The following is an 11,959-nucleotide window of genomic DNA, read 5'->3' on the forward strand; positions in this document are numbered from 1 at the left end:
TCACCACCATGGCGTTCTGATCGTAGTTATAAGCCTTGAAGCGCGGCATGCTGACCACTCCTCGTCTGTTTCCTCAATCCTACCAAAACTTAGGGGTCAGCGGGGTTTTTCTACAGCCTCAACGCCGCCAACACGCGCAGCTTTGTAGTGGAGGCGAAGCCGCAACGGAAAAGCTGTCGCCGTGATTGGCCTGGTTATATTTATTCCGCGATGGCACTTTCTTGACCGCACGAGTTACAACTAAGGACAAACCCTCCAGAAGCTTCTCCACCAACAATGTCGTAGTCCATGCTCTTGCATTCCGGACACTTAGGCTCATCATCAAACCCTAAGTATTTAAGGAATAGGTTTTGAATTACCGATACTGCAGAGCATGTGAAGAGAAGGCATATCTTTGCGTCTGGGATATTTTTATTGGGAGAATGCACGACCTCGGAAGACTGATCCCAGGCCGATTCGATTAAATCTCTACAGCGTTTGCGGAGATTGCTATTTCGCTTGCCTACTGCATAGATATTGATGACGGCCTTAGCAATACCTTTGAAGTCTGCGGCCTTAAAGCCATGGTCTTTGAGAAGCTCAGGATTTCCTTTTGCTAAAACCCCTGCCAGCTCAATGAGACTCTCTCTGCAAGTAAGACCAATAGACTGAATGTCTTCTGGTCCGGACACATCGTTTAGCTCAAGTGCTGCACTATTAAGCCTACGACTTATCGACCTTATGCCATCAATGTCGAGGGGAACTTCGTCGATTACATGTTTGAACGTCTTATGATGCCGTGCTTGAAGTCTTTGAGTTATCCCCATGTGGAACGAGTAAGCCTCGTCAGCCGAGAAATAGAACTCGTTCTGCGTATACAGGTTCATAGGGGCGCTTTCTCCTTCGACAACCCACCAGTTGCCACCGCCAGTCCTAATATTCCATACATGAACCTCATGCCCTAAATCATCAAAGGTTTGCTCTACCTGCATATGTTTGATATCACCAACATCATTATTTGCAAGGTATGATGTGATTCTCTGTTCGGCATCTACGCGATATTCAGGTGTCATTTTTCCCTACTTTTCTGATTGCCTTAAAAATATAACGCGAAGCGCACCGGCGCACTTTAGTGCGTCCGAGTGACGCGAATTGTTATATTTTTCCTAAGATGCCAAGAATCTGCGGAGGTAGTGCTCGGTTTCCGTCTCGTTCTCGCACTTATATGTCTCGCGAATAATTTCTCGCATTGTTCTGCCGGTATTAGGAACATCTTGATCTCCCTCAGCAAGATCAACGGAGCTCAAATCCTCTTGGGTCAGACCTTCGTTCGGCATTGGGTTTATTGTCCAGATATCTAACGCATTAATGTGAGAACCATCAGAAAGTTCAAGTTTCTCAAGAAGTGGCTTCAAGGCCCTGGCCCCGCCTCCGTACATTAATGCATACGAAAATCTTGGACTTATCTTTACGTCAATTTTAGGTTTGGAAGAGAAAAGGGTTATATCGCACCTTTGATTATTCAGCGCACAATGCTCGAGCCGAGATAAAAGCCAAGATATTCTATTTTCGTCCACGGTAGCGACTCCTTTGAATATAACGCTTTGGTTCAGCAGTAGCCTTGAGAGCGCGAAGCGGCCACAAGACTGTCCGGTTGACGCCCGCTAGGTTCTGAAAAAACTGGAACTATTTGTTATATTCAGTTGGAAGCGGGCAATCATAATTTATGTCAATCATATCAAGATTTTTCAAGTTGAAATTGGCATATTTTATCCCAGCCTTTGAGGTATTAATTTCTGGCTGAGCATATAAAAAAACGAAGGCTGTAGGCTTTTCTTTTTGATATATTTTTTCAAGCCTCGTAGCCATTAGCTTCTTAATTTTATACCTTTCTATCGTGCCGTCAGCGATCATCGCAGTTGTTTTTAACTCATCTTCACCTTGCTTCAAGGTCTTCTTAAACTTAATTTGGTACCCTCGATCTGATGGCAATCTGTTGATGAACGCCCATCCGTAATAAATTACCGGAAAATCGGGAAGATCATCTAAATCTTGCTCCCAGATAAATTTGAATATACTGCTATAGTAAACATCCTTGCCAGAAATATTTAATCGTCTAAAATTTATAGACCCATCTTTTCTATACCGTATATATCTACTGACTACTGAACGCACCGAATATACAGTACCAATACTGCCATTTTCTCGGAGCTTCGTATCCTTTGTTTTCTTAACATATTTTGGCTTATTATCACCCAACGCCTTAGGTGAGTCGCTTTTTTTAGGCTCATCATAATAGGATTCGGGACGATCCAATTCAAAAACGTCAACTATAGACTGATCCACGCTGAGACGCTCCTCTTTTACGGGAGTACCGTCTTCATAGTGGAGATTTAGTGGAATGTTGTTGTTAATCTCACAGTCTTTTGAGTGTGTTCCATAAATCCTGTAATGGGGCACGACCTTCATGTCTTGGAGGTCTTCGTCTAGGTTCGCACATGTAACCTGAGCCATGCAGCCACTACCGGGGCATATAAATTTTTTCTTGTCGGTGATAGTTCCAGACCAATAAAGATCATATGCCCTATCAGGGTCTAGGTAATCCTGCGCTTCAATGCTATAGGCCACATCTAACGACAAAACTTAACTCCTTTGAATATAACGCCCGGCTCACGCGCCGGTTTGGAGCCGCGAAGCGGCGTAAAATCGGTCGCTGTGCAGCCGATTGTTAGATGACCCTGGTCCTCGCCCGGCCATATTTTAATGCCGTTCTAGCAAAGTGACATTCACAACTTTGTATGTGATCGCCAGCGCTTGAGCCGTTGAGCAATGGCTTTACCAATTACCACTAATCTCTTGATTGCGCGAGACAAACCCCGAAGGGGTGGTCGAATTAAGCGCCGCCTATCAGCGGAATTACGCTGGTCCAGTTTGGCAACCTTTGTCGTCGAATTTGCTACTTTGCCACCAACGACGGCAGCTAGTGCTATAAACAACCACCACCGCTGGTACCGTTCTTTCTGTTTGCGTGCGATAGCCTCATTTAAATCTTGTTGTTTAGCCCTGGAAGCAACCAGAGTCGGGATAATACATTCGCTAGCGAGTGCAACAGATCTTGCGATAATATATTTGTCTACCAACCCTTCCGGACCATCAGGGAAAGCTCTACAGAATGCTGAGGGAGTTCTTTGGCAAACACCTGATGGCCTGGCGTGTTGCCGAACCCCATCTCCAAGGTCTTCTACGGGGCAAACCGTGCGATTGTAGCGTTCGATCTCTTTACGAATTTGGATGATTTCTTGTTCTGGCACCGACCTTCTGATGCCAGAGTAGATTTCGGCGCTCTCAGCGGGACCAAATTGGTGGAAAGTGTCCACCCCATAGGCTGCATACTCATTCAATGTTTGTTGTACATCAGAAGCCCATATACAAGAAGACATTTCAGCTAGGTCTTGCGTCTTACAAAACTGATCATAGCTCCGGACTTGGTTCAATAAATACGAACTCGCTGCTCGGCTTATTCTGTTTTCTTCGGAAAGATTTGACGCGTGACGTGTCCCAACAGAGTCTGCCACGAAAAACACGCCAGCTAGAAGTGCCGTCGCGTACCATAAATGATCATAGTAGCCGCGAAATCTATCAGTTAGGTTGAGGGAGTCGTAAACAATTACAGTTATACACCACCCCGTTAGTAGGCTGAGCATTAAGAGAGGAACGAAGCCCAACGGACTCCCCAAGGAACCACCTCCAATGTAAAACGAATCCGGAAGGTAGTTTATTTGAGGCCATAATCCAGCGACGTTCAAAAGTCCAGGAGCAGCTAGTAGGGCAAAGACAAGGGCAACGCCACGCCACCGAGCGATCACAAATCCAGCGGCTAAAACCGCAAAAAATAGAATTATCAAATAAAGCAGAAGGAGACCCAGAATGAGTGTGACTGCCTCTGCAGGAGACCAGTAACTTCCAACTATAAGCCCCTTCTCATTCCGCTCCAAAAAGTTGGAAGACGCTAGCCCAATCCCCTCTAAGATCTGTTGAATGCTATACGCTGCACCGTATAGAAATGCTATGTACGGGAAGAAAAAATTAGACAATTTCGACTCTCATATTTTTCATCTAACAGGTATTAGACGGCGCGTCCTATGATTGGATGAACGCGCCAGCATGTTTAATTAGTAAATGTAGCCTACTTTTTCGTGTATAACCACATGATTTTCAACTAGATTAATATTAATTAGGCTACATTTGCAGAATTCGCACGCTTGCGCGTTTTGCGAAACTCAATAATACTGTATGCATATACACAAAAAAAGGAGTTAGCTACCACATGGATATGCAAAGCAAGCCTCCGAAGCTGATGGATCGTGTGAAAGCTGTTATGCGGGTAAAGCGCTATAGCCCCCGTACTGAAAAAACATACTGTTACTGGATACGTTTCTTCATTCGTTATCATGGGGTGCGACACCCTGCCAGCATGGGCCCTTCTGAAGTCCAGGCTTTTCTGGAGCACCTCGCCGTAGAGCGATATGTGGCTGCAGCTACACAAAACCAGGCGCTTAATGCGTTGGTATTTCTGTATCGCCATATCCTTGATATGCCATTGGGTGATATTGGCACCTTTTCACGAGCTAAACGCCCGCGTCGATTACCTGTCGTGCTTTCTCACGAAGAGGTTATGCGCGTGTTAAATCAGTTGTCTGGACCTATGTATTTGATGGCCACCCTGATGTATGGCTCGGGACTGAGACTCATCGAAACGTGCCGTTTGCGCGTAAGAGATATTGATACCGAACGCCTTATCATCACCGTCAGGGCAGGGAAAGGCGATAAAGACCGAACCACTTTACTCCCCGCTGTTTGTCTTCCCGCGTTAGAGGCGCAAATTGAGTCGGCTGAACAGCAACTTGCCTATCGAATAGCACGTGGCCGCGTGCCAGTCACTTTACCTCATGCTCTAGACCGTAAGTACCCAAACGCAGGCATTTCCCTAGGGTGGCAATGGCTGTTTCCTGCCAGCCGCCCATGCTGTGATGATGCCGGGAATGTCGTTCTTCACCATATTCATTCATCGGCTGTGCAAAAGGCCGTGAAGCAGGCGATGAAGTCTGCATCATTGCCACGTCCTGGCTCTTGCCATACCTTACGGCACAGTTTCGCCACCCAATTACTAAGCCAAGGCACGGGCATTCGCACCGTACAAGAATTGCTAGGCCACAAGAGCATTGAGACAACGCAAATTTATACGCATGTCATAGGAAAGGAATTTGCCGGTGTGCGCAGCCCTTTAGGCTAATGCGCTAAACGAAGGCACGCTACCGCCCCGGTACGTTTGGGATGCGTTCAAACGCTCCACCTGCGACCGTCTCACCAATTTTTGTCGCCTATTTTGGATTACACAGACATTATATCGTTGACGCTACTCAGTTTTCTTCGGCATTGCAAAGTAGAAACTAATTTTTTGCTATGGCATTCACCACTGCGAGTTCATCGCGGGGGGTTGGCCTTATCATCGCTCGGCTAGTCTGGCTCCTGCATTGGTGTGGTGCTTGTAGAGGGTTGTGTAATAGCTTGAATTTCTGAGCGTTTCGCTGAGTGCCTTTACCGAACCTACGCGTGCTTCAAGTGTTGCGGCCTTGCAGATCTGTTCAGCACTGGCCTTCCTGCGTAAATCCGATTAGCCTGCTAATTCGATTAATAAGGGATAGTGATGCAAGAGACGACTCCTCGGCAACGTTTGGCGGGCGTGCTGATTTTACTTGGTTTGATGGCACAAATAGTCGGTTTTACCGGTTGGATGACGACAATCCACATGGTGAGCTACTTGCTGTGGGCGGCGGTTTTTTTGCTATGGCGAGATATTCCCCGACGTTCGCGCCTCCAGGCAGGCGTTTTGATTGCACTGGGCGCGGGGATGTTGCTGGTGGCACGATTTGTGTACGGCGCCGAGGTGGATTGGCCTGCCATGCTGCAGGGCAACGCTTTTGTGGTGGCGATGCTGGTTGGCGTTAGTTTTATTTCGCTGATTGGCAAGCAAGGCAATAAAGGAGCGTCGGGCCAACGTGTAACCGGCGCGGGCGGCGTGCTGCGGACTTGGCTGGGCGTGCACTTTTTGGGGACGATTTTAAATCTTTCCACCGTGTTCATGGTCGGCGATAAGCTCGTTCGGCGCAGGCCGCTCAGCACGCCGCAGCTGTTGGCGCTGAACCGTGGGCTTTCCAGCGCAGCGCTGTGGTCGCCGTTTTTTGCCTCCATGGGCGTGGTCCTGTCGCTGGCCCCGGAGGTTGAGTACGCACAAATAGCCCTAGTAGGGTTTCCCCTGGCGATGCTTTCGGGGCTGTTAACCACGCTGGAGCTTCGGCGGCGGTTTGATTTACGCGAGGTGGACGGCTTTTCGTTGGCGCCGCGCAGCCTGTTGATGCCGGTGGGCATGGCGGCGCTGGTGATGCTGTTTCACTTCTGGCTGACGCCTTCGCTGACCATTGTCAGCATTATTACCTTTCTACTGCCAAGCGTTGCGGTGTTGAGCAACCTACGCGATGGGCCGCTGTTTACCCTGCGTCGCGTTCGCCAGCATACCCTCTCGCGGCTACCTGCCATGCGCGGGGAAATCTCGCTGTTTTTAGCGGCGGGGTTATTAACGCTGGGGCTTTCTACTCTGGTATCGGCGGCAGCCGGTAGCGATTGGACCTTGTTTGCCCAGTTTGGCACGCCTCAGGCGATGATCAGCTTCGCCGCCATCGCGTTAAGCGCGCTGGCCGGGCTGCACCCGATTATTGGCGTGTCGGTACTGGCCTCCGTGCTGAACCTGCAAGGCGGCGAGCAAACACTGTTTGCCTTTGTGGCGCTGGGCTCCTGGGCAGTGGGTACAAGCGTCGGGCCGCTTTCAGGTATCAACCTTTCGCTGCAGGGGCGCTACGGCGTAAGCGGTTATCGCATGATGCGCCATAACCTGCTTTACGCCGCTGTTATGAGCGCGCTAATCCTCATCGCCATTGTATTGCTGTCAACACAGCTCAGGCGTTGACGCGATAAAAATAGCGGTGCCCACACTGATGACATGGCTCGATACGCGCCACACTTTCTAAAATCACCGAGGCATCGCAGTGAACGCAGGCCATTTTGCCGGGGGCGGCCATTTCGCCTTCACAGTAGTCGGCACGAGCGGCTTCTAAGTCTTCGTCAAAACGTTCACGCTCAACCACACTACGGTCAGCGATAGACAGCAGGGACTCCGCTACACGCCGTGAAAGATAACTGATATCGATGTCTAACCACTGTGCGACCTGCTTGCCGGTATCCGCCATGAAATACCGCATATCCTTGAGATCGCGCTCAACCCATGCGCGCAAAAGCGACAGTTCATCTTTGGTGAACTCTTCTAGCTCGCTCTCGAACTCAACGGCTTCATCCAGGTCTTTTTGCAGGTTCTCCCAAGTGAGTTCCTGGGCGCCATCTTGCAGGCGTTCGAGCAGCCGCTCGTAACCTTCGCGTAGGCGGTGGTCGTTATGCTCTGCCATCTCGTTCTCCTGTGTTGTGAAACACTGTTTTTAAAAGCTGTTGTTAAATACTGACTTTAAAAACAGTAAAAGCCAGTTCAGTACGTTATCAGTGCGTTCTTGTTGCCTGCACTTTTTCGTTATGCTGGGTGGCACAATAACGCGTTGGCGTTCAAGGTTATCCCTTCATAGGATACAATCGCACAGATCAACTAACATTCGTTTTTTATCATTCACCGTGCCCGATGTTTCGGGCGAGCACCCCAAGGCATGAAATAAACCGATGGACGCACATTACAGCCCTCGTGATATCGAACGTGACGCGCAGCAGTATTGGGACAAGCATCAGTGCTTTAAAGCCGTAGAAGATGCTAACCGCGAAAAATTCTACTGCCTATCAATGTTCCCCTACCCTAGCGGCAAGCTGCACATGGGTCACGTGCGCAACTACACCATCGGCGATGTTGTCTCGCGCTTTCAGCGCATGCAGGGCAAAAACGTGATGCAACCGATGGGGTGGGACGCCTTCGGCATGCCGGCAGAGAACGCCGCGATTCAAAACCAGGTGCCGCCTGCCAAATGGACCCACCAAAACATCGACTACATGCGCAACCAGCTCAAAGCCCTGGGGTTTGCCTACGACTGGAGCCGTGAGTTCGCCACCTGCGACGTAAGCTACTACCGCTGGGAGCAGTGGTTCTTCACCAAGTTGGTGGAGAAAGGATTGGTCTACAAAAAAATGTCGACGGTGAACTGGGACCCGGTCGACCAAACCGTGCTCGCTAACGAGCAGGTCATCGAAGGCCGCGGCTGGCGCTCCGGCGCTTTGGTTGAGCGTAAAGAAATTCCGCTATGGTTTTTGAAAATCACCGATTACGCCGATGAGCTCTTAGCCGACCTCGACAACGTCGAATGGCCCGAGCAAGTCAAAACCATGCAGCGCAACTGGATTGGCAAATCTCAAGGCGTTGAGATGACGTTCGGCATTAAAAATGCCGAGGGTAGCGACTGTGAGCCGCTTTCGGTCTACACCACCCGGCCGGATACGCTGATGGGCGTGACGTACGTTGCTGTTGCAGCGGATCATCCCCTCGCCAAACAAGCGGCAGAAGATAATGCTGAGCTCGCGGCCTTTCGTGAAGAGTGCGCCCAGGGCGGCACCTCGGAAGCCGAAATGGCGACCAAAGAGAAGAAAGGCATGCTCACCGGCCATCATGCCGTCCACCCGCTCACGGGTAACACGGTACCGGTGTTTGTCGCTAACTTTGTGCTGATGGAGTTTGGCACCGGCGCCGTGATGGCGGTACCCGCCCACGACCAGCGCGATTGGGAGTTTGCCACCAAGTACGGCATCGAGATCATGCCGGTCATCGCCGATGAAAACGGCCACGCGCCCGACCTTTCGGAAGGCGCTTATGTCGATTACGGCACACTGATCAACTCCGGTGAATTCGACGGGCTCGGCTTTGAGGCCGGGTTTGATGCGATCGCCGCCAAACTTGACGAGCTAGGCCGTGGCGAGGTGAAAACCAACTTCCGCCTGCGCGATTGGGGGGTTGCCCGCCAGCGCTACTGGGGCGCGCCGATTCCGGTCAAATACGGCCCAGAAGGCCAGACCGTGCCGCTCACCGATGACGAACTGCCGGTGGAGCTGCCGATGGAAGTCACCGTTGACGCATCCGGTTCGCCGCTGAAAAAAATGCCCGAATTTTCTGAGCTCGGCGACGGCTGGGTGCGCGAAACCGATACCTTTGACACCTTCATGGAGTCCTCATGGTATTACGCACGTTTCTGCTGTGCGGATAATCCTGATGCCATGCTTGACGAGCGCGCCAACTACTGGCTACCGGTCGATCTTTATATCGGCGGTATTGAGCACGCGATTTTGCACCTACTTTACGCCCGCTTCTTCCACAAATTGATGCGTGACTTTGGCCTGGTGGAATCCGATGAGCCGTTCCAGCAACTGCTTACCCAAGGCATGGTGATCGCCGAAACCTACTACCGCGACACCGACAACGGCGGCAAGCAGTGGTTCAACCCAGCGGATGTCGAGGTTAAGCGAGACGACAAGGGCCGCCCGGTGAGCGCGATATTGCTCGAAGATGATCAGCCGGTTCAAACCGGCGGCATTGAGAAAATGTCGAAATCCAAAAATAACGGCGTCGACCCGCAGTCGATGATCGATAAGTTCGGTGCCGATACTGTCCGCTTGTTCATGATGTTCGCCGCCCCGCCCGAGCAATCGCTCGAATGGTCGGATTCCGGCGTAGAAGGCGCTCACCGCTTCTTGAAGCGCCTGTGGCGCCAGGTACACGAGCACGTGGAAGCCGGTTCGCCGGGTGAGTTGAATGTCGCTGCGCTAAACGACGACCAAAAAGCACTGCGCCGCAAAACGCATGAAACCATCAAGAAAGCTAGCGACGACATTGGCCGTCGTACGACCTTCAACACCGCGATTGCGGCCGTAATGGAGCTTTCCAACACGCTAGCACGCTTTGATGATGACTCGGCACCGGGGCTTGCGGTTAGTCGTGAGGCACTGGAAGCTTGCGTGCTGCTGCTGGCACCCATCACACCGCACGCTTGCCATGCTCTCTGGCAGCGTTTAGGGCATACCGAGCCTGCCATTGATGCGCCCTGGCCTAAGCTCGACGAGCAGGCGCTAACACGCGACAGCATTGAGCTGGTGGTGCAAGTGAACGGCAAACTGCGCGCACGCCTGCAAGCACCTGCCAATACCGATAAAGCCGCAGTTGAGGCAATGGCGATGGAAGAGGACAACGTCCAGCGGCACCTAGAGGGCAAAACCGTACGCAAAGTGATCGTTGTCCCCGGTAAGCTCGTCAATATTGTGGTCAGCGGATGAGCCATCATCCTATGAACCGGCGCGCATTTCTTGCCAAAAGCGCCCTCACTGTCAGCATCGCCGCCTCAATGGCGGTGCTGAGTGGTTGCGGCTTTAGGTTGCGCGGTTCCAGCAGCCAGCCCAAACTGCCCGTTTTCACCCTAGAAGGCGATACGCGTAGCGATGTCGCCCAGTCACTGCAAACCCAGTTAGCGGGTATCGGCGCAGGCGTGCGCGAGAATGCACCGTGGCGTCTCACCCTCGACACACCCGCGCTTTTTGAACGCCGACTAGGCGCAGCAGGGCGAGGTAGCCGTGAGCATGAATTTACCCTAAGCACTCACGTATCGCTGCAGCAACGATCCAACAATGCTTATGTACTCAATAGCGAGCAAGTCAACACATCAATTCGCCAACGCATCAACGACGATGACCTTCTCAACCGCGATGTGCTGATGAGTGAGGTGCGTGGAGAACTTTCCCTGCAGCTCGCCCAGCGTATTATCGAGCGTTTAGCCACGCTTGAGGTGCTGCGCGCGTGAAAGTCTTCGCCGATCAACTCCCTGCCGCACTGGACAAGCAGCTTCCCAAGGTCGTGATAGTGGCAGGTGACGAGCCGCTTCAACACCGCGACGCTTGTGATGCCCTGCGCCAAGCAGCGCGGCAAGCCGGTATCGAAGAGCGTGAAGTCGTGGATGTGGAGCCCAACTTTGCCTGGGGGAAGCTTCTGGAAGTCGCCAACAATCTCTCGCTTTTTTCCACACGCAAGCTCATTGAAGTACGCCTTGGCAACCAAAAGCTCGGCCAGGAAGGCACCAAAACCCTGGCGCAATACGGCGAGCAGTTAGCGCAAAGCGAGGATGTATTACTCATCAGCATGGGGAAACTTGACGCTAGGCAACAGAAAAGCGCCTGGTTCAAAACGCTGGATAAACACGGCCTTTTCGTGCCGGTATGGCCAGTTGACTCATCTCGCCTGGGTTTCTGGTTGCGCGATCGTGCCGGGCGACACGGCCTACAGCTAGATCTTGACGCTGCGCGGTTACTCGGCGAGCACACCGAGGGCAATCTGCTCGCCGCCGACCAAGAGCTGCAAAAACTGGCGCTTATGCTGCCACCCAATGCCCGCGTCGGGGTTGAAAGCATCGCGCAGGGTGTGGATGACAGCACGCGCTTCGATGTTTTCAATCTCGCCGACGCGTGCCTGAAAGGGGAAACTAGCCGCGTCTCCCGAATCGTATATGGCTTACGCAGCGAAGGAGTGGAAGCGCCTATTGTGCTCTGGGCGCTGAGCCGAGAGCTACGCACTTTACTCTCGATTCATCAGCACCTGGATCAGGGCCAAAGCTTCGAGCACGCCTGCAAGGCACAAAAACCCATGATTTTTGATAAGCGCCGGCCAGCTTATCAGAAAGCCATTGCACGCCTGCCCATGAAACGCCTGCATAAATTGCTACTAATGTCGCAGCGTCTAGATTTAGCAATAAAAGGCGCCTCTCCCGTGCCCTTATGGCCGGGCCTGCACGATTTGGCATTTACCCTAGCGGGGGGCCGTGGCATGCTGGCTGAATCCGCTTGGACGTATCGCTTACACTAATTTGTTAAAAACGACGTGGATAAAAACGATAAACCGCAG

9 protein-coding genes are annotated in these 11,959 nt (G+C 51.7%); 5 read left to right on the plus strand and 4 right to left on the minus strand.

The window, feature by feature from the left end; all coding sequences use genetic code 11:
* Positions 1-200: 200 nt before the first annotated feature.
* The 3 genes from M8006_RS08485 to M8006_RS08495 all read right to left on the minus strand — a co-directional run bounded on the left by M8006_RS08485 (position 201) and on the right by M8006_RS08495 (position 3,554).
* The gene (locus M8006_RS08485; RefSeq protein ID WP_250081166.1) at positions 201-1,052 is read right to left on the minus strand and encodes a hypothetical protein; all 852 of its coding nucleotides are present in this window, start codon (positions 1,050-1,052) and stop codon (positions 201-203) included.
* 613 nt (positions 1,053-1,665) lie between these two features.
* Positions 1,666-2,619 carry a hypothetical protein gene (locus tag M8006_RS08490; protein WP_250081167.1) on the minus strand — a complete coding sequence of 318 codons (954 nt, stop codon included), beginning with the start codon at positions 2,617-2,619 and terminating at the stop codon, positions 1,666-1,668.
* A 146-nt stretch (positions 2,620-2,765) separates the two neighbouring features.
* On the minus strand, positions 2,766-3,554 hold the full coding sequence (locus M8006_RS08495) for a hypothetical protein (RefSeq protein ID WP_250081169.1): 789 nt from the start codon (positions 3,552-3,554) through the stop codon (positions 2,766-2,768).
* 752 nt (positions 3,555-4,306) lie between these two features.
* On the opposite strand from M8006_RS08495, the gene M8006_RS08500 reads away from it, so the two are divergent.
* Together M8006_RS08500 and M8006_RS08505 are read left to right on the plus strand one after the other, a co-directional pair.
* The gene (locus M8006_RS08500) at positions 4,307-5,272 is read left to right on the plus strand and encodes an integron integrase (RefSeq protein WP_284046991.1); all 966 of its coding nucleotides are present in this window, start codon (positions 4,307-4,309) and stop codon (positions 5,270-5,272) included.
* A 414-nt stretch (positions 5,273-5,686) separates the two neighbouring features.
* Entirely contained in the window at positions 5,687-7,003 is a 1,317-nt protein-coding gene (locus tag M8006_RS08505; RefSeq protein ID WP_250081171.1) for a hypothetical protein, read from the plus strand.
* On the opposite strand, the gene M8006_RS08510 is transcribed toward M8006_RS08505, so the two are convergent.
* Positions 6,993-7,496, minus strand: coding sequence for a zinc ribbon-containing protein (locus M8006_RS08510; RefSeq protein WP_250081174.1), 504 nt, complete (start codon positions 7,494-7,496; stop codon positions 6,993-6,995). The two genes, M8006_RS08505 and M8006_RS08510, sit on opposite strands and share 11 nt — an antisense overlap.
* Before the next feature lie 262 nt (positions 7,497-7,758).
* Between M8006_RS08510 and leuS the strand changes: the two genes are divergently transcribed.
* Genes leuS through holA form a run of 3 tightly spaced genes read left to right on the plus strand, consistent with a single transcriptional unit; the run spans position 7,759 to position 11,920 of the window.
* Positions 7,759-10,344 (plus strand): leucine--tRNA ligase, encoded by a 2,586-nt coding sequence (gene leuS, locus M8006_RS08515; protein ID WP_250081175.1) that lies wholly within the window; start codon positions 7,759-7,761, stop codon positions 10,342-10,344.
* Between the two features lie 11 nt (positions 10,345-10,355).
* Positions 10,356-10,865, plus strand: coding sequence for an LPS-assembly lipoprotein LptE (locus tag M8006_RS08520; RefSeq protein ID WP_250081177.1), 510 nt, complete (start codon positions 10,356-10,358; stop codon positions 10,863-10,865).
* Positions 10,862-11,920 carry a DNA polymerase III subunit delta gene (gene holA, locus M8006_RS08525; RefSeq protein ID WP_250081178.1) on the plus strand — a complete coding sequence of 353 codons (1,059 nt, stop codon included), beginning with the start codon at positions 10,862-10,864 and terminating at the stop codon, positions 11,918-11,920. The genes M8006_RS08520 and holA overlap by 4 nt, the downstream gene beginning before the upstream one ends.
* Positions 11,921-11,959: the final 39 nt, after the last annotated feature.

Source organism: Halomonas llamarensis, from assembly GCF_023555005.1.
Classification (GTDB): Bacteria; Pseudomonadota; Gammaproteobacteria; order Pseudomonadales; family Halomonadaceae; genus Vreelandella; species Vreelandella llamarensis.